Here is a 24216-nt window from a genome sequence, read left to right as displayed (position 1 = left end):
CTTGATAATTTTGTCCATAAATCTGTATGTAAACAGACCGAAATTTTTACTTCTCAAAAAGCCATCCCTCCTACAATACTAAAACCCTATATGACATCAATTATAAAACCCTTAGTTATATTTATTTTTTGTAGTAGCAGTGTTGTTGGCCATGCTGCGATTTTGAATGATAGCGAACGACGTATTCAAGTACGTCATAGCAGCAGTAATGCTTATATTGCACCTTCTGCCAGTACCAGTAGTCGAGCGACTGTACTGGGTGGCGATAGTATGCAGGGTTTAATCGAACAAAAACAACGCGAATATGAGCTTGATACCAAGCTATCGATCGAAGAGAACAAACGGATGAATGTTAATACTCGTCGTCCAAATTATAATACATCAAACATTAGAAAAGTGACTTATAGTCCTAAATACAATACAGCCAGTAATACTTATAATAGTATGATCAATATGGACTTTGATAGCTGGTTAAATAGCAATAGTTTTCGCGCGCAAGAGGTTGCCAATTATCATCGTTACCTGAGCGCACAGATTGGTGCTCAAAACGTACCGCCACTTAAAGAGCTGCTCACTACTGCTCGTAGTTGGGATAAATGTGGCTATGAACCTTATCAGCTACCGCCGCAAGAGCTGTGGTCAAATATCGTTCCTACTTTGAGACTTTATGCCAATCTAAAGAATCAGGGTATCTTACCTGCAAGTAGTAAAATACGCTCGGTATATCGTAGTCCAGGACTTAATGGTTGTGCAGGTGGTGCAAACAGTAGTAAACATATGACCGCAGGTGCTATAGATATTTGGGTGCCTGAATACGAGAATGATCTTTGGCAGTTAAGTAGTTTACAAGACAATTTATGCCAGTATTGGCAATATCAAGGTCAATCACACAACTTTGGACTGGGGTTATATTCAACCGGTGCAATTCATTTAGATACGCAAGGTTATCGAAAGTGGGGCTTTAATCATACTAGTAGTAGCTCATCATGTCGCTATTAAACACAAACAATATTGTGACTTAAAGGATAAAATACGGTAAAACTTACAATCTTAAATGTTTTAAGTATGATGACCCTGTCAAACAGGATTCGAGCGCGAGATAAGTGTCATATTATCGTGTGATTGAACCTTTAATCACTAAAAGCTGGTAACTTAGTCTCAAATAATGCTTTAATATTGATAAATAATTGTCCATATTTTATACAGTTTCTTGTTAAAAGACAGAAAACTCAGGTTTGACACAAGCAGGTTTTATGAAGTGTTTCCGGTCTATAATATCAAATGCCTACCGTACTCAATCAAATATGTCATATCTAGCCCTGATTGTTGTTACAGTATCAATTGTACTCTTTAGTTATTCTTGTAGTCCAAAACTATCTGTCGATAGTCAAGCTAATACTGCAACAAACACGCAAAAACAGCTTGAAGCAGCAAACATCGAAGATAACATTACCAACTCTTATGCAAGGCTGGCGGCTCAGCGTGCAGATATCTGCCCCAAACTGCTACAAAAAGACATGAATAGTAATGATATCGAGCGCGTAGCCGAAGTGATGGTCAATGATTACTGCGACTATTTTTTATATCTAAATACGGGGCAGCGTCTCGATGTCAATGTCGACAATAGACAAATAGAGGCACTACTGATTGTACCTACTTTACATAATTTTGCTAATGGGGAGTATGAAGTGGCATCTTATGATAAGCATGTGATTCGGTTAGCTTATAATGGCGCTACCTATAAGCCTAAACACTTGAGCTATGATGTGGCGATAACGGTTACGGACTAAATATCCGTAACACGGTTTCTGATCTTCTATTAATAATTTTTGCTAAAAACGCTACTCAGCATGCATTTCTTTGTTCTTCCAAGGATCATCCTGCCCAACTGTCACGATTAAGAATTTGTCTGGTTCAAGAGTATTGCGCAAAGTCTGGTTAACCCCTGATAGCTTTACATTGTCAATACGCGTTATATAGTCTGTCAGATAGTTATCTGGCAGTTGATAAAAATTCATCATTCCTAGCAAGCCATTAATCCCCGCATTACTTGCAAAGCCCATTGGGAAGCTATTCTTCATATTGTCCGTGGTCAGACGCATCTCATTACTAGTAATCCCACTATCTAACGTATCATCAATGACTGCTAGGCTTGCATCAATGGCGTCACGAGCCTTGTCATTGCGTGTTGAAAAACCTATCTGATAAGGACCACGAGCCAGCATTGGATTCATAGAGCCAGATATACCATAGGTATAACCGAGGTTTTGACGAATCTCTGTCATTAAGCGCGCATTAAAATTACCACCTGCTAATACTTCGTTGCCTACTGCAAAGTTGGTTTGTTGTTGCTGCGCTTGTGAATCGGTAGCGCGCTTATTACCTAATTGGCCCATCAATACTGTGGTTTGGGTGCTAGGAAAAGGGATATGGATATGCTGTGCTTGGGTGAGGGGTTTTGGCTCGGCTAAAGTGTCCGCTGCCACACCTTTAGGTAAATTAGCAGTAATGTCTTCAGCGAGTTTTTTAGCTTGAGCAAGCGTCAAGTTACCAGTCATTGCTAAGGATGCATTGGCAGCGACAAGGTAGCGGTTTTGAAAATCAGTCAGATCTTTTTTCTCGATGTTGGGCACAGTCTCAAGTGTACCCGATGAAGGATGGGCATACGGATGGCTGCCATATAAAGCTTCATCAAAAGCAAGACTGGCAAGGCTATTAGGATCTTGTTTTTGTTGTTGCAGACCGACGAGTAAGCGTGCTTTGTTACGCGCTAAAATTGACTGATCAAAATTTGGCTTGGTTAGTATTTGCGTCATCAGATCAACGGCTGGTAAAAGATGATCGTCATCAGAGAGGCTACGTAATGAGACGATAAACATATCTTTATAAGCACTACTATTTAACTGAACCCCTAATGTCTCAACCGCTCGCGTAAAGTCATCTTCATTCAAGCTCTCAGTGCCTTGTGTGAGCATGGTAGCGGTCATATTGGCAATGCCAAAACCGTTCGGGCGTATATTAGCATCGCGTGCGCTACCTGCGTTAAAACGCAAATCAATATCGACGATAGGTAGCGTGGTTGCGCGTACAAATGATACGGGTACGCCAGCTGTCGTTGTAAAGTGTTCGATAGTGGGTACAGTCACTTGTAACGGTTTGACGTTGTTAAGACTAGTCAGCTTAGACAGAGCAGCAATGGGCGCGTTTGCATCGACCGCAGCCGCAGGCTCACGATATTCTTCAGCAACGACTGCATCTGCATAAGCTGGAGCAATAAGCATCGTAAACCCTAACACGATGCTGGCATTGAGATAGGACTTACGAGTAGGTTTAGACTGTTTTATATCTTTATATTGAAGCGTTTTTTTTATAATGGGTATCGAGGTTTTCTGAGTCATATTTGTCTTCTTATAATGTTCTTAAATAACGAGTTTCTTAAAAATGGAGTGGAGTACAATCTTGTTCCCCGCACTGAGTTTTAATTATTGATGATCAATTATTTGCTTGAGCCTTACTTATCTTAGCTTTATCCATTTTTTCTTCAGGTGGCACGATATGCATGACAGTCAAATTATCTTTTACAAGATACTTTTTGCTAGCAGCCTGAATATCAGCGACGCTCACGCCATCAAGCTTGGTAGGTAAGCTTGCAAGCAGTCTGTCGTCAAGACCGATAGATTGTAGCGAACCTATCATGCGTGCTTGGCCTTGCATACTGTCTTGCGCATAAACTAAGCCCGTAACGGTGTTGGTTTTGGCACGACTTATTTCATCAGTATTGATAGGATCAGTGGCGAGTTTATTAATTTCAGCTGTAATAGCATCCTGTGCTTGCGTTAAGGTCACGCCCTCACGCGGAGTCGCCTGTATTAAAAACAGTCCATCACCGCGATCAAGCAGGTCATAAGAAGTTCCGACGCTGGTGAGTAAACCTTGCTCACGTATGAGTCGGCTTTCTAAACGCGCCGATAGACCACCATCTAAGACATCTTGGGCAAGTGATAGCGCATAAGCTTGCTTTTCATTATCCGCGCCAACGGTTGTTAGGCTAGGGACGTTGTAACCCATTAATAATACGGGCACTTGTACTGCCTGCTCAGAGTCAACTTTTTTATAACCACGGAAGCCTTGCTGCTTTACCGCTGGGCGTGTTGGTAATTTGCTGGAAGGTAAGTCACCAAAGTAGCGTTTGACTTGTGTTAAGACCTCCTTTGGCTTAACGTCACCCACGATAACTAAGGTTGCATTATTAGGGGCATACCAAGTCTGATACCAATCTTTTAATTCTGCCAGCTCAATCGATTCAAGCTCATTCATAGGTCCGATGACAGATTCGCCTTTAGGACTATCCGGTAAGGCTAATAGTCGAAACGATTCGTAAGCTTTGGCAAGTGGATTGTCATCAGTACGCTGGCGGCGCTCTTCCATGACCACTTGATGCTCTTTAACAAAAGCTTTTTCATCAAAGACTAAGTTGGTCATCCGATCTGCCTCTAATTCTAAGGCTAAAGGCATTCTATTAGCAGGGAATAGCTCATAGTAGCCCGTATAATCGTAGCTGGTAAACGCATTGTTAACGCCACCAAATTTAGCAATCAAGCGTTCATAATCGTCACTTGATACGTCAGCTGTGCCTTTGAACATCATGTGTTCGAGCAAATGCGAGATACCACCTTTGTTTAACGGCTCATCTGCTGAGCCAACCCGATACCAAATCTGCGTCATCGCGACTGGCGCTCGATGATCTTCTTTGATAATGATTTTTAGCCCATTTTCTAACTGATATTCATGCCGACCTGACATATCGATAGCCAAATCTGAGCTCGCGGCTGGCTTAGCAATTACTGTGTCAGACGTAGCTGTTTGCTGGAAGTTACTGGTTTGACATGCAGTCAAGGTAGTAGCAAGCGCTAAGGAACAGGCAATACGCAACGAGATAGCAGATAACGATGAAGACAAGGACATAGGGTTTTCTACTTATAAAACAGTGAATGATAGATTTGGAATAAAAATGAAGAAAAAGTATAAACGATCAAAAGCCAAGCATTAGGTACTGTGTACTATAGTGTTTTGTGTCCACCAACGATAACGCTGGCGGTTGGTTTAAATGCTTGCGTCGTACTACAACCTACGGCTGATAACAGTAGTATAGAGATAATTAATGCATATCCCATGTTGACAATAAGTGCCAAATGAAAAGGTTTTTTAGCAGAATTATTTTTAGTTTTATGAGTTGGTATGAATGTTACTGTTGATGACATAAGTATTCCTAATATTCTAAAACCCAGTTTGTATAAAGAATGCTCTTGTAAATTTATCTTTAATCTTAGTATAGCGTTACGAATTTACAAAATCTTCTTTAGATCATTAATCAAGTCAGCCGTTGGCTCTAATGCTTGCAAAGATGCGCAGCCGACTGTTGAGAAAGATAGTATTGCGACCAAAGATAGAGCTGGCCAATTGGCTTTTTTATTGTCGAAAGCATGTTTAGAGTCAGACTCTAATAAATATTTGCGCTGCGGCAAAGATGCATATTGTGAGATGCCAGTTTGCTTTAAAGGTGGCATAGCAGCTCCTATTCAATAAATAAAGAGATTGGATGAGTAAAAAATAGCTCAAAACAGATAAGTATAAGCTTGACTGTAGCGAAACCTACGTTTGGTAAAGTCAGATTTATGTGTCTAAACCTTAACCAAATTTTATAATAACTCTACTATTACTGTATCATTCGCTATCATGCTCCGCGCTAAGCGCTACTTGAATTATGCTAAACTAGCACAAGAATGAAGCTTTCGTTTTGATGATATTAGATATACTGATGTCAATTTACACCATTATTCATTACAAAATAAATATATTACTGACATTATTAACCTTTAGGGCAAGCTTATGAATAATCCAAATAATGCCAATCGCGTGGTCATCAACCTTGATGGTAGCCTTGATGATTTAGATGACGATGATATTACCTTACCAAGTCTGCCGACGCAATCAGTCCCCATTATTGATGAGCCTGACGGCGTTATTGAAGCTGATAGTCAAAACCACAAAGGCAGTCAGACGTCAAGTGCAGACACAGTAGGTGTAGAGGCAGCAGAACAAATAGCGTTAGGTGCACCGATTATAATGCCTGAGGCGCAGCATACGGGTGATGATGCATTAGTTAGCAATGACCAAATCGAAAACAAGATTAATCCTACTGCTATACCAAAGATGCCGCTACAAGAGCAGTGGACGGATACTGCTAGCCAGCATCTACCAGCTGACACTAAACAAACCAACACTGACGATGCTGTAAGACAAGCTGCACCAAGTACTTCTCAGGCACTGGCTGACGATGATGCAAACCAAATGGATCAGCTACAAGAAGACGAGACGCAAGGTCGCCAAAAAGGAAGCTGGTTTAACCGCATGAAGTCGGGACTTAGTAAATCACGTAAAAACCTTGCAGAAGGTATGGTGAGCATACTTATTGGTGGCAAAGAGATCGATGATGAGCTGTTGGAAGAGGTAGAGGACCAGCTATTAGTCGCCGATATTGGTGTCAATGCGACTAACCGTATTATCAAGAGTTTAACTGAGCAAACAACGCGTGGCGATTTGATTTATGCGCATTCATTATATAAAGCACTGCAAAGTGAGCTCGTTGATATCTTAACGCCAAAAGTTGCGCCATTGGTTGTCGATACGAGCAAAAAACCATTTGTTATTTTGGTTGTGGGTGTTAATGGTGTGGGGAAAACAACCACTATTGGTAAGCTTGCCAAGCGCTTACAAGGCGAGGGTAAGTCAGTTATGTTGGCGGCTGGTGACACTTTCCGCGCTGCCGCCACTGAACAGCTACAAATCTGGGGTGAGCGTAACAGCATTCCGGTTGTGGCTCAAGGCCATGGTTCTGACAGCGCTTCTGTTATCTTTGATGCCATGCAATCTGCAAAAGCCAAAAACATTGATGTATTGATAGCTGACACTGCCGGACGTTTGCAAAACAAAACGCATCTGATGGCAGAGCTTGAAAAAGTAGTACGTGTCATGCGTAAAGCGGATCCAAGTGCGCCCCATGAGGGAATGATCGTTCTTGATGCGGGTACAGGTCAAAACGCCATTAACCAAGTGGAGCTGTTTAATAAGGTAGTGCCGCTGACAGGCATCACTATTACTAAGTTAGATGGTACTGCTAAAGGTGGCGTGGTGTTTAACATTGCCGAAACCACTGATGTACCGATTCGTTATATTGGGGTTGGCGAATCAATCGATGATTTGCGTGCCTTTAGTCCAAAGCAGTTTGTCGCAGCACTTTTTGATACAAATGACAGCTAAGCCTTTTTGCAGTTTTGGTATTATTTTACTGGCACTAAGCTGGAGACAGTTATGATAGTCACTACAGCACGACTTGATCAATATCAACTCATTCTAATGGCTGGTGCCAGTAAAGATAATACGCCCAAGCTTACTGAAGTTAATTGGCTTATGGATGGTCAATCGTGGCGTCACTCCAAATCATCTGCCAAGCTTAAAAAACATTACCAGCTTAACGATGATGACTTTATATTTATAGACAAAAATGACTTGAGCAGTAGTGATGCTACTCAAGCTTTATTACTAGCAGCTATCGACCAGCTTTATGAGTATGCCAATGGCAAACGCCACACTTTTGACTTGCCATTAGACATCTCTTTGGGTACTCAGTTTCAGCAAAAAGTATGGCATGCATTACAAGGTATCAATCATGGCGAAACCATCAGCTATGCCGCACTGGCAAAGCGCGTTGGTAATCCTAAGGGCTTTCGTGCGGTCGCTAATGCTAATGGTAAAAACCCTTTTAGTATTATTGTTCCTTGTCACCGAGTGATTGCTAGTGATGGCAAGTTAGGTGGGTATACTGGTGGAGTAGATAAGAAGCGATATCTACTTGAGCTTGAAGAATTGACAGGTAAAGTTTAGTTTTGACACTCATGATAGAAGGTGGCTAAATGCAAAGAAGCCAAACGTTCTACAACGTTTGGCTTCTTTGTGTTAGATATGCCGTCCTAAAGGTAGGTTTAGATGACGAATAAAAACTATTGCTCTAGCTGAGCCATGACATCAGCAGAGAAGTTTACGTTGCTATAAACCTCTTGTACATCATCTATATCTTCTAACATATCAATCATTTTCATGACTTTTTCGGCATCATCGACATTGTCTATTTCAGCAATGGTGGATGGCGACATGGTCACCTCAGCATTGTCAGAGACCAATCCAGCTGCATTAAGGGCATCTTTGACTTGGCCGAAATTGTCTACATCGGTAATAACGAGTAGTGATGTTCCGTCATTTTCAATATCAAGAGCGCCTGCATCTAGTGCAGTGAGCATGACTTCATCTTCTAAGCTTACGTCATTAAAAGTGATTTCACCGCGCTTAGTAAATAAATAAGCAACTGAACCTGAAGTACCCAAATTACCATCGAATTTGGTAAAGGCATGACGTACTTCACTGACGGTACGATTGACATTGTCAGTCATCGTCTCGACCAATACAGCGACACCGCCCACACCATAGCCTTCATAGCTAATCTCATCCATATTTTCGGTATCGCCGCCACCTGTGCCGCGATCAACCGCGCGATTAATGGTATCGCGGGTCATATTGACCGATAAGCCTTTTTCTATAGCGGCGCGAAGACGTGGGTTTTTGTCAGGATCAGGATCTCCTTGCTTAGCGGCGGAAACGATTTCACGAATAACTTTGGTAAATACTTTACCTCTTACTGCATCCTGACGGGCCTTGCGATGTTTGATGTTTGCCCATTTTGAATGACCTGCCATAGTATGTCCTTAAGTGCTATATGCTTTTTAGTATGATATCAATGTGAGTCATACCTATTATATATACTGCGTTATAACCAAGTTTACATGTTTTAGTACATACCAATCTCAGCATAACTAAGCGCTGCATTTACTGTTGTGATGTTATAAGCTTACGCTGACATTAGCAATTTGTATGTTGTTGAGCGCTATTTTTTGCTACACTGTGGCATCTTACACGTTGCAACAATGGCTATAAGCGATCAATATTATAGACCAATTTTGCGTATTTTGACTAATTTGCGCTTATTCATCACACTTTAAATCATGAAGTGCTACCCAGCCATTGATTTTATGAAGCCACTGACTCTATGAAGCAACCAACCGCTGAAGCTATTACTCATTTGCGTAACCGCATTCACATTATTATTGAAGGCACAGATACTCGTTTGGGTAAGCTCTTTGATATTGTATTGTTGATTGCAATTTTGGCCAGTGTCGCCGTAGTAATGCTTGATAGTGTGTTATATATGCGCTTGCAGTATGGCACACTGTTTTTTTATGCAGAATGGTTTTTTACCATTTTATTTACGATTGAGTATAGTCTCAGGCTATTTTCGGCCCCCAATCGACTTCGGTATGTTTTTAGTTTCTTTGGTATAGTAGATTTATTGTCTGTACTGCCAAGCTATCTAAGTTTAATTTTTGTAGGGGTACAATACCTGCTGGTAATACGCATCTTACGTATTTTGCGTATTTTTCGTGTGCTTAAGCTCAAAGCCTACATGCAGCAGGCAGGTTTTTTGGCCTCTGCACTCAAAACCAGCCAGCAAAAAATCACCGTGTTTTTCTTGTCACTTGTCCTGCTAGTGACCATCTTTGGTTCGGTTATTTATGTGGTAGAAGGACCGGAGAATGGCTTTACAAGCATTCCATTATCTATCTATTGGGCAGTTGTTACCATGACCACAGTAGGTTACGGGGACATCTCGCCAAAGACACCGCTGGGTCAAGCAATTGCGACCATGGTCATGATTACAGGTTATTCGATCATCGCAGTACCAACGGGTATCTTTACATCAGAGCTGGCACGTAACATGCGACCACAGCTTAATCCTATTACTTGCCCTAATTGTGGAAAGTTTGGTCATGCCGTTGGCGCCACATTTTGCGATCGTTGTGGGCATGCGCTGCATGTCTAAACGTCTTTGATGCTACTATTGTATTTTTTATAGTTCAATGTATTCATCAACCAAAGATGAGAGATCGATTTCAACACCAAGGTTCACCAAATTCCAATATTGTCCTGACACAGTACGATCAAGCATCATTGTCGTTGCAGAAGGCTGAAACTGACCAAAGTATTTTAGGGACGTGCGCATTTGAGTGATGGCTTCATGATGCACCTGACTACTAGAAAAATCAAAAGCGTCTTGTTGATAAGGCAAAATAGATAAAGGTTTAAGACCAATAGCAAGCCACTCTTGGTAGAATTCGCCAGGAATGTCCGTATCATCAGTCCGGCGTATGCCTAGCGCAACCAAGTCCTGTTCAAGAGCAGTCACATCGGCTTTTATAGCATGCTTGGCAAACCGTCGAAATAACTGTACTTCGTTATCGCTATAGCTGCGAATACCACCAAAATCATAAGCGACTACGCTACCATCAGTCCGAAAAGCAAAATTACCTGGATGAGGATCACAGTGCATTCGGTATAAACCAAATAGCTGACCGGCGGTAAAATGAAACAATCTTTCTGCTATTTTTTGCTTGATATCATTATCCCAGGTCGCAGCTACCGTCAAATTTTCTCCGATCTCTTCTGTCAAGGTCAAAATTCGTTTGGAAGAATGGCTGCCTATGACTTTGGGTATTATAAGACCTTTATCTTCGGCGTGAAATGCACCAAATACCCGTAAGTTATGCGCTTCTTTATTATAGTCAAGCTCATCATAGAGGCTTTGCCGTATCTCATTAAATAGCTTATCTTGTAGCTCGCGGCTCATATTAAGCACACCAGCAATTTTTAGCGCCACACGTACTTGTTTTAGGTCACTGTCACAATTTTCATCCACATCGGGATATTGAACTTTTACCACGACCTTTTGGCCAGAGGGTAGAGTGGCTTTATGTACTTGACCGATAGAAGCAGCTGCAAAAGGGGTTTCTTCAAATTCATCAAACAGCTCATCAATGGGCGCTTTAAGCTCGCGCTCTACTTGTGCGCGTATCTGTGCATACTGCATGGGCGGCGCATCTTTTTGTAGTTTTTCAAGCGCAGTTGCCACTTCTGGTGGAAATACATCTTTGTATTGCGAAGCGATTTGTCCCACTTTCATGACAGCGCCTTTCATCTCGCCAAGGGTCTCAGCGATTTGAACACCCACATCTTGCATCAGTGCCGAGCGTGCCTCCAAACGTTTTTCTTCGTCACTAGAGAGATGCTTTAGTGAGTTTTTAGCGGCCTTTCCTGCAATACTTGCAGTCATACCAGCAAGCTTCATAAAGCGTTTTCCGGACGATTTTGCCATTCATATCACCGTATATTATTTCTTTGGTTTTTGTCCAAAAATTAAGAGTTGTTCTAAGAACAAGCCATGTTTGATGCAATTTTCCTACCAATAAAACATTTCATACCAAAACCAAGTTGGCGTTTTTTGACAATGTGTCTCACGAATTCTTATTTGCAGTAGGTAATAGTGCAGTATTATTCAGATCAATACCGTATAAATTTATCAACCAGTAATCGAGTGCCATCTGATAACCTAAGTGACCTAAACCACATATTACTCCCATTGCCACATCGCTCAAGTAAGAATGATGCCGAAAAGATTCACGAGTATGAACGTTTGAAAGATGCACTTCTATGAACGGCTTTTGGGTAGCCAGTAAGGCGTCGCGGATAGCAACTGATGTATGAGTGAATGCAGCTGGATTAATAATAATAGCATCTACTTGTAAGCTTACATCTGTCAATAATCCGTGTTGTTGAATAGCATCAACGAGCTGACCCTCATGATTGGACTGAACGCAAATAAGTTCAACGTCATGACATGCTGCTCGCGCCGCCAGACATTTTTCGATATCGATAAGTGTGGTATGGCCATAAATTTCAGGTTCACGTTTACCTAGTAGATTTAGGTTCACCCCATTGAGAAGTAGTATTCTACGTGTTTGTAAACTGTCCGTTTTTGCGCTCGTAGCTGATAAAGAGGGGGCACTCATAAGTTTCTCTGTGGATTAAAATGAATGTAGTGTTGGGCACTTGTAGTACAAATAAAAAAACTGCTATGTTAGATATGGGACTTTATCACAATAGCTCAATCATAAGTTTATAAAAAATTACATAGAAAGCTTACCTAAATAGCAAAAACCATGTTAAATGACTTTGTGTTGCTAAAAACACATGCTATGATATTTTTAAGTAGTAAGTCTTACAACTTTGTTGCTCTCGTCTTTAAAGCAGTTCTAAAGATCAATTATCTATAGACGATGACGCAGTATCGTTACTAGGCATATTAGGATATAACAATTTCATCTGAGAAAACGTTTTTATTATTTAATAAAAATAAGTGTCCTGATATATTTTAAGTGTAATTTTTAAATAACCTTATTTAAATTGTTGTTAGTTAAATAAGTGATTTCATAATCTTAGACCCCGTTTACATGCAATGCTGCAAAGGAAGTTGGGGCTAGGTGTAATTTTAGGAAGCAATATTATGTCAGATCGTGAGCAAGGTGTCGTTAAGTGGTTTAATGATTCAAAAGGCTTTGGTTTTATTCAACGCAATAGTGGTGAAGATATTTTTGTTCATTTTCGAGCGATTCAAGGGGATGGTTATCGCTCTTTAAAAGATGGCGAAAAAGTCGAATTCAATGTGGTTGAAGGCCAAAAAGGCCTACAAGCTGAAGAAGTTAGAAAAGTGGAAGACTGATCCGTCTATTATATCAGTTTAGGTTTAATAGTTTTATTGACTACTGATATACTACTGAGTCAAGCCTGTCTAGATTATCGATATTGCAATATTGATATATAGACCTTGGGCTTGGCTTTTTTACGTTAAAGCTTTACCAAAGTTTATGGTAGGCTTGTTATCATGCGAGTCTGTCATTACTACTATATAAGGATAATTTTTTGAGTCACTTTACAACATTTACTGATCTACCACTTTTGGCGCCAACATTGCGGGCAATCAGTGATTTGGGCTTTACTGAATTAACGCCTATCCAAGCTCAAATATTACCCCATACTTTGGCACATCAAGATGCAATTGGACAAGCGCAAACGGGAACAGGAAAGACGGCAACTTTTTTGATTACCATCATGGAGGCCTTGCTTAAGCGTCCTTTTCAGGAAGAAGAAGAGCGTCACTTGGGAGAGCCGCGCGCAGTAATAATGGCACCGACACGTGAGCTTGCCCAGCAGATTTTTGACGATTGTATTGCTTTGACCAAATATACAGAATTACACAGCGTATGTATTATGGGTGGCACCAATTATGAGACTCAGCAGCACGAGCTCGAACGTCAGTATGTCGATATCTTGGTTGCAACACCGGGGCGTTTGATAGATCTTATGCATAAAGGCATGCTTTATTTGGATCGAGTAGAGGTGCTGGTATTAGACGAAGCGGATCGTATGCTTGATATGGGTTTTATCCCTGATATCAAGCGCTTAGTAGGTCGAATGCCAGCCAATACGGATCGTCAAAGCTTACTATTCTCAGCGACATTTAACCAAGATGTTATGAATCTTGCTTATCGATGGTTGCATGAGCCAGAGTTTGTCGAAATCGAGCCTGAGCACAAGACCAGTGAGCTAGTAGACCAACACTTTTACTTATTAACAGAAGATCAAAAGCTAGAAGCGTTGCAGCGTATTATTACCGATAAGTCAGTAGAAAAAGTCATTGTCTTTGCCAATCGAAAGGATCAAGTAAAACGTTTGTATCATAAACTGCGTCAATCTCACAAAATCGTTATGTTATCAGGCGATGTGATTCAGCAAAAGCGTGAAAAATATTTGCAGCGTTTTAAAGATGGTAATGCCTCAATCTTAGTTGCAACCGATGTGGCAGGGCGCGGCATTCATGTTGATGATATTAGCCATGTGATTAACTATACTTTACCAGATCAGCCCGATGATTATGTACATCGTATTGGCCGTACTGGGCGCGCTGGCCAAACAGGTATTAGCATCAGCTTTGTAAGTGAAGACGATGCTTTTAATTTGCCAGCGTTAGAGAAGCATTTAGATACCAAGTTTAGCCTTGAGCAATGGCAGCAGTAATTGTATCAATATTAAAAAGTTAGTACTGACAGAAAAAAGCCTGCAGCGATATTAACGTTGCGGGCTTTTTTCGACATGCTTATATTTTCTTACAAGCTCATAGGAGATTGGTTTTTTATGAGCGTAACTATTGAGAGTGGTTCATAGTGTCTGCGTCAGTATCCATATTATGCATACTATGGTCCATCTGACTCATATCATGATGATTAGAGCCGCCTGCTTCAGATGTTATAGCAGCAGGGTTGCCATGACTCATGTGTGTATCGCCACCATGTCCGCCGTGCATATTAGCCATGATAATGGGCACAAACATAACAGCCATTCCTGATAGTACCATCACTACACCATTTAGCTGGCGCAAGCGAAAGCGCCCAATTTTATCACGCATCCAACTAACTGTTTCATGAGTGGCAACTAACATCGGTACTGTACCTAGACCGAATACAAACATCAGTGCTGCGCCTCCTAAAGGGTTATGAGCGACGACTGCGATGAGTAGAGCGCCATACACGAGTCCACAAGGTAAAAATCCCCATAACAGACCAGCGGTCAATGCGCGTGGAAAAGTAGTGAGTGGAAATACCTTTTGGCGTAGCGGCCCAAGAAATTGCCAAAAGCGCATACCAAAACGCTCAAGCTTGGTCAAAAATGGCGCGCCCAGCATAGTGACACCAACCAGCACTAAAACCGCGCCCAGTAAAAGACGCGGCATGCTATTGCCCATCATCAGAGGCTCAAGTACGGTTGTACCGATCAATCCTGCCAGCAAACCCAAAAACGAGTAGCTAAGTAGACGCCCAAGATGATAAGTGGCGACCAAACCTCGGCGCTTGGCCGGGCTTACGTCCTTCATCGACAATCCAAAGGCAGTAACCAGTCCGCCACACATGCCTAAGCAGTGCGGTGAACCAAAAAACCCCATCAATAATGCTGCAACTAATAATGCTGTGGTCATAAGCAGCACCTCTTAAAATATGTAGTAAACGAAAATAGTATTTTATTAAAAGTCAAAATAATAACGCACTGATAAAATCAAAGTTTTTAAAAATCTAATGCTATTCTTTAGTATCGAGATCAGTATTGCTATCAGTATTTAGTGGTTTACGAGCATCCAAATCCAAGCTTTCGGCATCAGCGGCAGTAGACATAGTATCCGTTTGCTCAGAAGAATCAGCTGATTTATGCGACTGGATAACTTGACGACGCTCTTGACGATCATCTAAGATAATGCGCTGTGAGGCATTATCTAAGTCCTCAAATTGATTGGATTTTACGGCGTAACGAACAGCCCAAATAGCTACCACGAACAGCATCAAGCTTAGTGGAATCAATAAAAATATACTGAGCATGGCAAACCTCTTGAATAGCCGCTTATTCTATTATTATACACTTATCGCAAGTGTAATAAATTTAACTTTATGATTGAAATTTATGCAATGAAATCTGCATAGCTTTGAGATACCTAAATCATTAATCAAAGGTTTTAACCGCATTACCTCGAGGCGTTAATAATTGTTGAATACTAACGTCTTCTGCAAGCCGGCAGTCTAATTGCGGGCGCAAGATATCACGTAGGTAGGCAGCTATTTCATAAACAGCACGTCTTGAATGGCTCAAGTTTTGTGCAGGCTCCATCCAATCAAGTGACACAGGTAATGGCGCGTTTATAGGCGTACTATTGACCCCATTTAAAGCAAATTGTCTGCGAGCTCGCGCCATATGGTAATTATCGGTAATAAGGTACACATGGTATAAAGGCACACGCTTGGCAGTAAACCGAGCGTTTTCACAGGTGTTCATACTGGCATTTTCGCTAATGGGTTCATCGATACCATGCTCTATAAGCCATTGACTCATCCAAGGTGCCTCAGCGCCACTGATGATAATAGGTAGGGGCAAGTCATGATAGGCAATGGCAGCAGTACGGATACGGTTGAGACTATAACCATTGAGAATGATTTGGTTACTATTGTCGTTAGTGAGACCGCCGCCAAGGACAACGTAGGCAGAGGGTGGTGAGCTCATAGCATCAGCTGGTATGGCAGGTAGCGTTAGATGATCGAACACATAAATGACTGCGCGAGAAAATAGCGGCGTGAACAGACTAACGAGTATTAATATGATGGCCGTCGAACCCAATAAGAAAGTTATATTGATAATACGGAACAACTTAATCATGCGTTCAGCGGAACGTAAGTAGTGGCGAGATAGCCTATGAGACCATGAACGCTTAGACCTCATGCTCACCATATCCAACTGTACCATCAGCATTAACCCAAACCGGCTCACGAGCTAAAGTGATAGCAAACTTTTCATAGATATAGTTTATGATATGGTTTTGGGCAGCTAACACATCAGCTTGAGTGGCTTGATAGGGACTATGATTGGTAAGGACTAACGCTTGTTTTTTATGAGTAATGATGGGTTCAATACCACCACCTTTTAAGCCTGCTTGCTCTATTAACCAGCCTGCTGCAACTTTAACTGTCGCATCTGGCATCGGGTAGCCGATGATATTAGGGTAGATGCTCTGTAATGATGTAAACAGGCTTAGATTGATTATAGGGTTTTGAAAAAAACTACCACAATTGGGAAGCTGCGCCGGGTTAGGAAGTTTTTGTTGACGAATATCGATGATAGCATGCATTACATCGACAGGCGTCAATTGTCCGCGTCCTTGCAGCTTGGCATAGTGTTGAGCCACTGTCTGTACATCACCATAGCTTGCCAAAACCTTTGTCGCATCAGTATGCAAACGAAAGCCCACCCGGCTAATCAGCCAAGTATTTGGTGTGCGCTTAAAAACACTATCGCGATAACCAAACTTACAATCAGTAGCAGTAAGATGATGCCAAGTTTTGGTCGGTAAATGATAAGCGCGAACATACTGCAGGGAGTCCTCTAACTGCACGCCATAAGCACCGATATTTTGCACAGGAGCTGCCCCAGTGAGGCCTGGTATCAACGCTAAATTTTCTAGCCCGTACCAGCCTTGATTGACGGTATGAATAACCAGATCATGCCAGTTTTCACCTGCCATCACTTCAATATCGACATGATCTTGGGTCTGATCGATAAGGATAATACCACGCATGTGTGGTCGTAATACAGTCGCTTGCAGTTGCGTGGGCAATAAGACGTTGCTACCACCAGATAGCACAAACAATGAGGAATTAAGTTCACTATCGTCTGTATAACTTGCCATAAAATGGTCTAACTGTGCCTCGCTTGTCAAAGTCACTACAGTGTCAGCGATGCAAGCGAGCGCCATTGTGTTGGCGTAAGACAGATCATGCAAGCAATCGTACTGAGCATTAGGAGCATGGTGCAAATCTGTAGTCATAACACGACCTATTAGACAAATAAATAAAAAACATCAAAGCAGTAGCCAGGTATAAGCTAGACTTTAATACGCTGGCTATTATAAGGGATATACGGTATAAAAGCAGATAAAATGCTTAAGTTTTAGTGCTTGGTATCGTGATGCTGAGAAATCTAAATCTCCCTTACATGGCTTTCCAGCTTTCAATCCATGCTTTGGCGCTCGATTCAACACGTTCAATGACGTCTTCAAAATCATCTCCATCACCCTTATAAGGATCTGGAACGTCGTCGCCGCCATAAGTAGGATCTTCTTCGCTAAATAATGCCAATTTAGCTAGAGGCGCTTGCGATGTATTATTAATACTATCTTTTAATGCTTGCAGGTCAGCCAAGTTCTGAGCATCCATTGCTAGAATCAAATCAAATTCGCGAAAATCATCAGCATTTATCTGCCGTGCAACTAGCTTACTAATATTATAACCGTGACCTTTAGCGTGACGCTGAGATCGGACATCAGGAGCATTACCAATGTTCCAATCACCTGTACCTGCTGAGTCTACCTTGATAGAGAGTCCTGCAATGGCAATCTGTTGACGAAAAATTTCCTCAGCAGTTGGTGAACGACAAATATTACCTAGGCAAACCAATAGAACAGAAGATGGAGCGGAAGCTTTTACCAGCATAACATGACCTTTTATGACAAAAATGCTCTATAAGACCCATATGAAATGTATGGCTTATTAGCATGTCAATAAATAAATAAGTGAGGGCTAATTTATAACAATAACCGGCGGTACTCTTGCAAATTTTAACGATTTTACTTGAAGACTATTATTATTTAGCGTGGCTTGATAAGCGTAACGATTAACGTCACAAATAACAAGCACACAGAGTCATCAACAAGCTTTGTTAATCTTGTTGATGTTTAAAGCGTTGTAAATCACGGCGCTGCTTTTTGTTGGGTTTATTATCAGGACGTGCAAGGTTGGCAAGTTTGCGCTGTTCAGCGTAGTAGGCACGGCGCTCTTCGCTCTCTTCAGTCTCTGAATACAACACTTGGGCAGCAGTTGCGTTGCCACGTTGCGCAGTTAATGCCTCGACGATGACGGTCTTTTCAGTCATAGCAGTGGCCGAGCCTTGCCTGATACTCAGCTCATCTCCAACCGTAATCTCCTTGCTCGTTTTGACACGGCTACCTGCATAATGCACACGCCCACTTTCGATCGCTTCTTTGGCAAGCGTACGAGTGCGATAAAACCGCGCTGCCCACAACCATTTATCGAGCCGCATACGCACAGTATCAGGTTTGCTGTGACTGGGCTGATTATGGTTTTTATTATGTTTACTCATCAAAACCTCATAGATATCAACTAAGTAAGATAATAATGGTGTTTTTTTTACAAATTAAAAGAGTAATGGTCTAAGTTAACATCAGTTACACCATTGTTTTTCACATGGTATACCATCGTGGTTACCGTCCATTTTTGTATTTGGGCAGTTATTTGTAAAGTATGTAGCTTCTGCACATGAGGTCATCTGAGAGCAATGCTTTCTGCCATCGCATGAGAAGCTTGGTGCTGCTGGCTGCGACGTTAATACTGGACTTGCTGCCAAGATTGATGATGAAGTTGAATCCAAATCAACGTACGTTGGTGGTATATTATCAAGGTCATCAGACGTGGAAGCCACGCCAGTTGATGTATTAGTCGCAGTATTAGATATAGGATCACTCGTGACATTTTTGGGTTGAAGGACTCTGTAGCCTACCATTGCTAATGTCAGCAATACACCGATCATCAATATTTTCTTTATCACTGCTCAATACCTATTAATAATATTTACCATAAATGAACGCTATAAGTTCATCAATGGTAGTTTTTCAATTGATTATAAAACCACCATTGATAATGATAACTTATGTCTATTTTACTACTTTAAAAACAACTGATAGCCGATATTGTCGTTTAGCATCGTACAGTCATAACCGATATCGAGTAGGGCGTCTTGTAATTGACGAGAGTTGCTCTCAGAAGCTTGTAAGCCGACCAACACGCGACCTTCGGCGGCGCCATGATTACGGTAATGGAAAAGCGTAATATTAAAGTCGTCGCCCAGCTTTTCTAAAAATGTCAATAAAGCCCCCGGACGTTCAGGAAAGGTGATTTTTAGCAACTGCTCGTTTTCAACATGAGCATGACCGCCAATCAGATGACGAATATGCGATTTGGCGATATCGTCATCTGTCAAATCATGTGCTGTATAGCCGTCAGCCGTCAGTTGATTGTTAATCGTTTGACGTTCTCTCTCACCTTCTTTTAAGGCAATACCAACAAAGATTGAGGCAGGCTCCATTGAGTCTGGTGATTTTTTGCTATCAGCGCGGTAATTAAACTCAGTAATATTTCGTCCATGCAGACTACGGCAGAAGTTTAAGAAAGCACCAGTCTGCTCAGGGATAGTGACACCAAAGATGGCTTCTTTTTTCTCCCCGATCTCAGTACGTTCAGCGATATAACGTAGGCGATCAAAATTCATATTGGCACCGCAAATGATACCAACGCAGTTTTTACCTTGTAAATCATTGGCTTCAATATACTTTTTCATACCAGCGACTGATAATGCGCCAGCAGGCTCAACAATACTACGGTTTTCTTCAAAAATATCCTTAATGGCAGCGCAGACTTCATCGTTGGTACAGGTCACAACTTCAGGCTCGACAATCGGTCCTGAACGATCGATTTTTTGCGTACGTACGACGTCAAAAGGCAACTCACCAATTTGAGCAACTGCCACCCCATCGACGAACAAGCCAACTTGCTCAAGTCTGACTCGCTCGTCTGCTTCAAGCGCCGCTTTGAGAGATGCTGATTGTTCCGCTTCTACGGCGATGACTTTGACATGGGGAGCCACTTCACCCAAAAATGCTGCAACGCCAGAAATCAAACCGCCACCGCCTACCGCAACGAAAACATAATCCATATTGCGCCACTGCTGCGTCAGCTCAAGTCCGATAGTACCTTGGCCGGCAATGACCAATTCATCATCGTAAGGTGGGATAAAAGTTAAGCCTTCACGCTCAGCACGATCAATTGCATAACGGTTGGCTTGATCGAAGCTGTCGCCGTGCAAGTCGACATTACCGCCAAGCGCTTTCACCGCATCGACTTTGATATCCGGTGTGGTCGTTGGCATAACGATGATGTTGTTCAACGCTAATTTGCGTGCAGAGTAAGCAACGCCTTGCGCATGGTTGCCTGCTGAAGCGCAAATGACGCCGCGCGCTTTTTGCTCATCGCTTAATTGACTAATGCGGTTATAAGCCCCGCGCAATTTAAAGGATTTAACCGGTTGTAAGTCTTCACGTTTAAGTCGAATATCATTGGTAAAACGCTGGGTCAGCTTGGGTGCAGCCTCAAGTGGCGTTTGAATAGCAACGTCATAAACCGTGGCTTGCAAGATGGCTCGTACCCAATGAGATAGCATAATATTCCCTAAACAAGTAATGAATGAAGATAAAAACGAAATAGATTAGCCTATGCTGATTTTGGCTATCTTGCAAGACTCAATTGCAAGTTTTACTCAGAAATTGACGCTATATTCATGTCAAATAATGAATCATTCCGAATAGTGCAATAAAGCAAGGACTCAATGAGAATTGGTATTACGCTAACATCGATTAAAATCATCGGTTATAATAGCCGCGCATTTTACCTTTTTATAGTGTTAAGTTTATTTTGCCAAGGATTTATGATGAGTGATCAGCAAGCACAAAAGCAAGCCGCAGCCAAAGCTGCTCTAGGTTATATTGAAGATGACATGATACTTGGAGTAGGAACGGGCAGTACGGTCAACTGTTTGATTGAATTATTGCCTGCCTTAAAACTTGCTGGTGCTGTTGCCAGCTCACAAGTGACCGAAGATAAACTTCGCGCTTTGGGTATCGAGATTGTCGATCTAAACTTTGTCGGAACGCTTGATGTCTATATCGATGGTGCTGATGAAGTTAATGAACATCTACAGTTGATCAAGGGTGGTGGTGGAGCACTCACACGTGAAAAAATCGTCGCCGCAGCGTCTAATAAGTTTATCTGTATGGTCGATGAAAGCAAACGTGTAGATATATTGGGCCGAGATTTTCCAGTGCCGATCGAAGTGCTGCCGCAAGCACGTTCGTATGTTGCGCGTCAACTAGCAGCTTTGGGCGGTGAGCCTGTTTATCGTGAGGACTTTGTCACAGATTATGGCAATGTGATTTTAGATACTTATGATTTGGATGTTAGCAATCCAATCGCTCTTGAGAAAGAGTTGAATAATATCGTAGGCGTGGTGTGTAATGGTATTTTTGCGGCCAACCAAGCAGATGTATTGCTAAAAGCGGGTAGTGATGGCGTGACGACATTGACTCGTTAAAAAAGGCTCGTTGAATACTCAACGAGTTACTAATGGTAGACCAAATACTAAAAAGGCAGAACACTATAAATGTGCTCTGCCTTTTTTATGGATAATATCTGATTAATAGTTTGCTTAGTTATCTATGTTAGTCGTCTATGAAGGCAACTTGATTTTATCTTTTAATAAAAATTCCATCAAAGCTTTTTGTGCATGTAGGCGATTTTCTGCTTCATCCCATACTACTGAGCGTGGATCATCGAGCATATCGTGAGAAATTTCTTCGCCGCGATGGGCAGGTAAGCAGTGCATAAACACCACTTCAGGATCGGCCTTATCCAATAGCGACGGTGTCACTTGATAAGGAGCAAAACGACGCGCGCGAGTATTTTGCTCGGACTCTTGCCCCATACTTGCCCAAACATCAGTGACGATTAGGTTAGAATCTTTTGCGGCATCTTGAACATTTTCAACCAAGCTGACACAGTGAGAAAAGCGCTCCATTAATTTAGGATCTGGCTCAAAACCGTACGGCGCTGCGACACGTAGCTCAAAACCAAATTGATTAGCGGCTTGCATAAATGATGAGCACATGTTGTTACCGTCACCGACCCAGGTGACGATTTTATTTTCAATACTGCCGCGATGCTCATAGTAAGTTTGCATATCAGCGAGCAGTTGACAGGGATGAAACTCATCGGTTAGAGCGTTGATAATTGGGACGCCTGAGTACTTGGCAAAGGTTTCAACCTTTTCATGACCAAAGGTGCGAATCATTATAATATCGACCATACTTGAGATTACGCGAGCTGAGTCTTCTAACGGTTCGCCGCGACCAAGCTGCGTATCGTTTGGCGACAAAAAAATAGCGCTACCGCCAAACTGCCCCATACCCGTCTCAAAGGAGATACGCGTGCGAGTTGATGACTTCTCAAATATCATACCAAGCGTACGTCCGACAAAGGGCTGATATATCTCGCCTGCATGCTGCATCTTACGCAGCTCGCTTGCACGTTTGATCAGGTTTTCTAGCTCTTGTTTGGTTAAATCAGATAAGGTCAAAAAATGGCGCAAACTCATAGCAGTCCTAGCAGTCGATCACAGTCAATGAAACGTTATCAGCCGTCAATGGCGACAGTCAGCTTTAAGCTGTAGTGACAACAAACTTTTAGTATAGCGTAATTACTTTCAATGTAAACGCCAAATTTCGATAACCGTTGGCAGTCAGGTAGTGGGCCTGTAGCAGTAGGTTAAGCAAGAATACAGCTGCCCTATGCCCGCTTAGGACGAGCACTCAATCTACATAGTAGCTCGTAGCCAATCGTGCCTGCATGACTGGCCACTTCATCAACATGTGGCATGGTACCCCATAACACAACTTTGCTATCAAGCGCGATATCTACAGGAGCTGCACTCAAATCAACCACAATCATATCCATAGCAACTCGTCCACGGATAGGACAGTGGTAGCTTATATTACTATTGGCATCGACAATACAAACATAAGCATCGTCGCTAATGACACGTGGATAGCCGTCTCCATAGCCGATACTGACGAGAGCCGTCCTGGTGTCTTGCTCTGCAGTCCAGCGGCTGCCATAGCCAATGGCCTCACCAGTATTGACTATATGCATCGCCATAATCCGAGCGCTAAACTCCATTGCAGGTCGTAGGTTTAAATCATCAGCTGATTGATCAATGACAGGAGAGCTACCGTACAGCATGATACCTGGACGTACCCAATCATGATGGTGTTCAGAGAAGTTTACTATGCCTGCTGAGTTACACAACGAGCCTTCGACATTTGGGGTTATATGCTGTTGCAGATACTTCAACATGTCAGAAAAGCGCTGTATTTGAGTGGCGTTTAGCGGATGGTCACGATTATCAGCATTGGCAAAATGTGTCGTAAGAATAAGATGATAACCTGCATCGTGTAAACGCTGTGCCGCTTCTATCACTGTCTTTTCATCAAAACCTAAGCGATTCATACCCGTATTGTATTTTAGCCAGACCTGCAGCGCTGGGCTATCCGCTGCTGGAACGTTCTCTAACGCCCAGTTTAACTGAGGTGCGTGGTGAATCACGCAGCTACAAGCCTGATCGATAGCCTGCTGCCATTCATCAGCGCTAAATACCCCTTCGACTAGGCCAATTGCTTTATCCCAGCCCAATTGCCGTGCCTCCAATGCCTCAGTAAACGTTGCCACACCAATACCATCTGCTTGCTTTAATGCTGGCAATACAGCGGCCACGCCGTGCCCATAAGCATTGGCTTTTACCATCGCCAGTACTTTAGCGTTAGGCGCACGTTTTTTGACTTGAGTTAAATTATGGGTAAGAGCAGCAGGGTCAATAGTAATGTTAGCGGTGCGCATAGTTCGTTTCTTTATTAGTGTTTGGACGTTAGATAGTAGTGATAAA

25 protein-coding genes and 1 pseudogene are annotated in these 24216 nt (G+C 42.1%); 9 read left to right on the top strand and 17 right to left on the bottom strand.

Going from position 1 to position 24216, the window contains the following annotated elements:
• Positions 1-162 precede the first annotated feature (162 nt).
• Positions 163-999: a D-Ala-D-Ala carboxypeptidase family metallohydrolase gene (locus ACS8FB_RS06170; protein ID WP_439261546.1), complete on the top strand. Its 837-nt coding sequence runs from the start codon at positions 163-165 to the stop codon at positions 997-999.
• A gap of 305 nt (positions 1000-1304) precedes the next feature.
• On the top strand, positions 1305-1790 hold the full coding sequence (locus tag ACS8FB_RS06165) for a hypothetical protein (protein ID WP_439261545.1): 486 nt from the start codon (positions 1305-1307) through the stop codon (positions 1788-1790).
• A gap of 51 nt (positions 1791-1841) precedes the next feature.
• Here the strand turns inward: ACS8FB_RS06165 and ACS8FB_RS06160 are convergent, their stop codons facing one another.
• The 4 genes from ACS8FB_RS06160 to ACS8FB_RS06145 all read right to left on the bottom strand — a co-directional run bounded on the left by ACS8FB_RS06160 (position 1842) and on the right by ACS8FB_RS06145 (position 5567).
• Positions 1842-3398, bottom strand: coding sequence for a M16 family metallopeptidase (locus ACS8FB_RS06160; RefSeq protein WP_439261544.1), 1557 nt, complete (start codon positions 3396-3398; stop codon positions 1842-1844).
• Positions 3399-3492: 94 nt separating this feature from the next.
• Entirely contained in the window at positions 3493-4965 is a 1473-nt protein-coding gene (locus ACS8FB_RS06155; RefSeq protein ID WP_439261543.1) for a M16 family metallopeptidase, read from the bottom strand.
• Positions 4966-5060: 95 nt separating this feature from the next.
• Positions 5061-5261 carry a hypothetical protein gene (locus ACS8FB_RS06150; protein WP_439261542.1) on the bottom strand — a complete coding sequence of 67 codons (201 nt, stop codon included), beginning with the start codon at positions 5259-5261 and terminating at the stop codon, positions 5061-5063.
• A gap of 84 nt (positions 5262-5345) precedes the next feature.
• Positions 5346-5567 (bottom strand): hypothetical protein, encoded by a 222-nt coding sequence (locus tag ACS8FB_RS06145; protein ID WP_439261541.1) that lies wholly within the window; start codon positions 5565-5567, stop codon positions 5346-5348.
• A 784-nt stretch (positions 5568-6351) separates the two neighbouring features.
• Here ACS8FB_RS06145 and ftsY point away from each other — a divergent pair.
• Both ftsY and ACS8FB_RS06135 read left to right on the top strand, forming a co-directional pair.
• Complete coding sequence (ftsY, locus tag ACS8FB_RS06140; protein ID WP_439261641.1) at positions 6352-7320, top strand: signal recognition particle-docking protein FtsY; 969 nt, start codon at positions 6352-6354, stop codon at positions 7318-7320.
• Positions 7321-7371: 51 nt separating this feature from the next.
• On the top strand, positions 7372-7944 hold the full coding sequence (locus ACS8FB_RS06135; protein WP_439261540.1) for a methylated-DNA--[protein]-cysteine S-methyltransferase: 573 nt from the start codon (positions 7372-7374) through the stop codon (positions 7942-7944).
• 116 nt (positions 7945-8060) lie between these two features.
• On the opposite strand, the gene ACS8FB_RS06130 is transcribed toward ACS8FB_RS06135, so the two are convergent.
• Complete coding sequence (locus ACS8FB_RS06130) at positions 8061-8810, bottom strand: YebC/PmpR family DNA-binding transcriptional regulator (protein ID WP_439261539.1); 750 nt, start codon at positions 8808-8810, stop codon at positions 8061-8063.
• A gap of 350 nt (positions 8811-9160) precedes the next feature.
• Here ACS8FB_RS06130 and ACS8FB_RS06125 point away from each other — a divergent pair, with 350 nt between their 5' ends.
• A complete protein-coding gene (locus ACS8FB_RS06125; RefSeq protein WP_299220185.1) occupies positions 9161-9991 on the top strand; it encodes an ion transporter in 831 nt (276 codons plus the stop codon).
• Between the two features lie 27 nt (positions 9992-10018).
• On the opposite strand, the gene ACS8FB_RS06120 is transcribed toward ACS8FB_RS06125, so the two are convergent.
• Both ACS8FB_RS06120 and aroQ read right to left on the bottom strand, forming a co-directional pair.
• A complete protein-coding gene (locus ACS8FB_RS06120; RefSeq protein WP_439261538.1) occupies positions 10019-11320 on the bottom strand; it encodes an ABC1 kinase family protein in 1302 nt (433 codons plus the stop codon).
• 139 nt (positions 11321-11459) lie between these two features.
• A complete protein-coding gene (gene aroQ / locus ACS8FB_RS06115; protein WP_439261537.1) occupies positions 11460-12014 on the bottom strand; it encodes a type II 3-dehydroquinate dehydratase in 555 nt (184 codons plus the stop codon).
• A gap of 494 nt (positions 12015-12508) precedes the next feature.
• Here aroQ and ACS8FB_RS06110 point away from each other — a divergent pair, with 494 nt between their 5' ends.
• Positions 12509-12724 (top strand): cold-shock protein, encoded by a 216-nt coding sequence (locus tag ACS8FB_RS06110; protein WP_058368907.1) that lies wholly within the window; start codon positions 12509-12511, stop codon positions 12722-12724.
• A 200-nt stretch (positions 12725-12924) separates the two neighbouring features.
• Positions 12925-14079 (top strand): DEAD/DEAH box helicase, encoded by a 1155-nt coding sequence (locus tag ACS8FB_RS06105; protein WP_439261536.1) that lies wholly within the window; start codon positions 12925-12927, stop codon positions 14077-14079.
• A gap of 127 nt (positions 14080-14206) precedes the next feature.
• Here ACS8FB_RS06105 and ACS8FB_RS06100 read toward each other — a convergent pair whose 3' ends face one another.
• The 7 genes and pseudogenes from ACS8FB_RS06100 to ACS8FB_RS06070 form a co-directional block, all read right to left on the bottom strand.
• On the bottom strand, positions 14207-15034 hold the full coding sequence (locus ACS8FB_RS06100) for a sulfite exporter TauE/SafE family protein (RefSeq protein WP_439261535.1): 828 nt from the start codon (positions 15032-15034) through the stop codon (positions 14207-14209).
• Positions 15035-15134: 100 nt separating this feature from the next.
• Entirely contained in the window at positions 15135-15428 is a 294-nt protein-coding gene (ccoS, locus tag ACS8FB_RS06095) for a cbb3-type cytochrome oxidase assembly protein CcoS (protein ID WP_439261534.1), read from the bottom strand.
• Between the two features lie 121 nt (positions 15429-15549).
• Entirely contained in the window at positions 15550-16320 is a 771-nt protein-coding gene (locus ACS8FB_RS06090) for a YdcF family protein (RefSeq protein WP_439261533.1), read from the bottom strand.
• Positions 16310-17422 carry a UDP-N-acetylmuramate dehydrogenase gene (gene murB, locus ACS8FB_RS06085; protein ID WP_439261532.1) on the bottom strand — a complete coding sequence of 371 codons (1113 nt, stop codon included), beginning with the start codon at positions 17420-17422 and terminating at the stop codon, positions 16310-16312. Before murB ends, ACS8FB_RS06090 begins: the two co-directional genes overlap by 11 nt.
• A 163-nt stretch (positions 17423-17585) precedes the next feature.
• Entirely contained in the window at positions 17586-18086 is a 501-nt protein-coding gene (locus ACS8FB_RS06080) for a low molecular weight protein-tyrosine-phosphatase (protein WP_299220204.1), read from the bottom strand.
• A 226-nt stretch (positions 18087-18312) separates the two neighbouring features.
• Positions 18313-18753, bottom strand: a complete 441-nt coding sequence (locus ACS8FB_RS06075; RefSeq protein WP_439261531.1) for an RNA-binding S4 domain-containing protein — start codon at positions 18751-18753, stop codon at positions 18313-18315.
• 81 nt (positions 18754-18834) lie between these two features.
• Positions 18835-18972, bottom strand: a pseudogene (locus ACS8FB_RS06070) (excalibur calcium-binding domain-containing protein); the annotation flags it as partial.
• On the opposite strand from ACS8FB_RS06070, the gene ACS8FB_RS06065 reads away from it, so the two are divergent.
• Positions 18930-19109, top strand: coding sequence for a hypothetical protein (locus ACS8FB_RS06065; RefSeq protein ID WP_439261646.1), 180 nt, complete (start codon positions 18930-18932; stop codon positions 19107-19109). The pseudogene ACS8FB_RS06070 and the gene ACS8FB_RS06065 sit on opposite strands and share 43 nt — an antisense overlap.
• A gap of 223 nt (positions 19110-19332) precedes the next feature.
• Here ACS8FB_RS06065 and ilvA read toward each other — a convergent pair whose 3' ends face one another.
• Positions 19333-20886 (bottom strand): threonine ammonia-lyase, biosynthetic, encoded by a 1554-nt coding sequence (gene ilvA / locus ACS8FB_RS06060; RefSeq protein WP_439261530.1) that lies wholly within the window; start codon positions 20884-20886, stop codon positions 19333-19335.
• A 267-nt stretch (positions 20887-21153) separates the two neighbouring features.
• On the opposite strand from ilvA, the gene rpiA reads away from it, so the two are divergent.
• The gene (gene rpiA / locus ACS8FB_RS06055) at positions 21154-21813 is read left to right on the top strand and encodes a ribose-5-phosphate isomerase RpiA (RefSeq protein WP_439261529.1); all 660 of its coding nucleotides are present in this window, start codon (positions 21154-21156) and stop codon (positions 21811-21813) included.
• A 135-nt stretch (positions 21814-21948) separates the two neighbouring features.
• Here rpiA and argF read toward each other — a convergent pair whose 3' ends face one another.
• Both argF and alr read right to left on the bottom strand, forming a co-directional pair.
• On the bottom strand, positions 21949-22872 hold the full coding sequence (argF, locus tag ACS8FB_RS06050) for an ornithine carbamoyltransferase (RefSeq protein ID WP_439261528.1): 924 nt from the start codon (positions 22870-22872) through the stop codon (positions 21949-21951).
• 191 nt (positions 22873-23063) lie between these two features.
• A complete protein-coding gene (gene alr / locus ACS8FB_RS06045) occupies positions 23064-24170 on the bottom strand; it encodes an alanine racemase (RefSeq protein WP_439261527.1) in 1107 nt (368 codons plus the stop codon).
• Between the last annotated feature and the right edge of the window lie 46 nt (positions 24171-24216).

It is taken from the genome of Psychrobacter sp. 1U1 (assembly GCF_051847535.1).
Classification (GTDB): domain Bacteria; phylum Pseudomonadota; class Gammaproteobacteria; order Pseudomonadales; family Moraxellaceae; genus Psychrobacter; species Psychrobacter saeujeotis.
The sequence above is the reverse complement of the archived record's forward strand: the minus strand, read 5'-3'. Positions and strand labels throughout refer to the sequence as shown.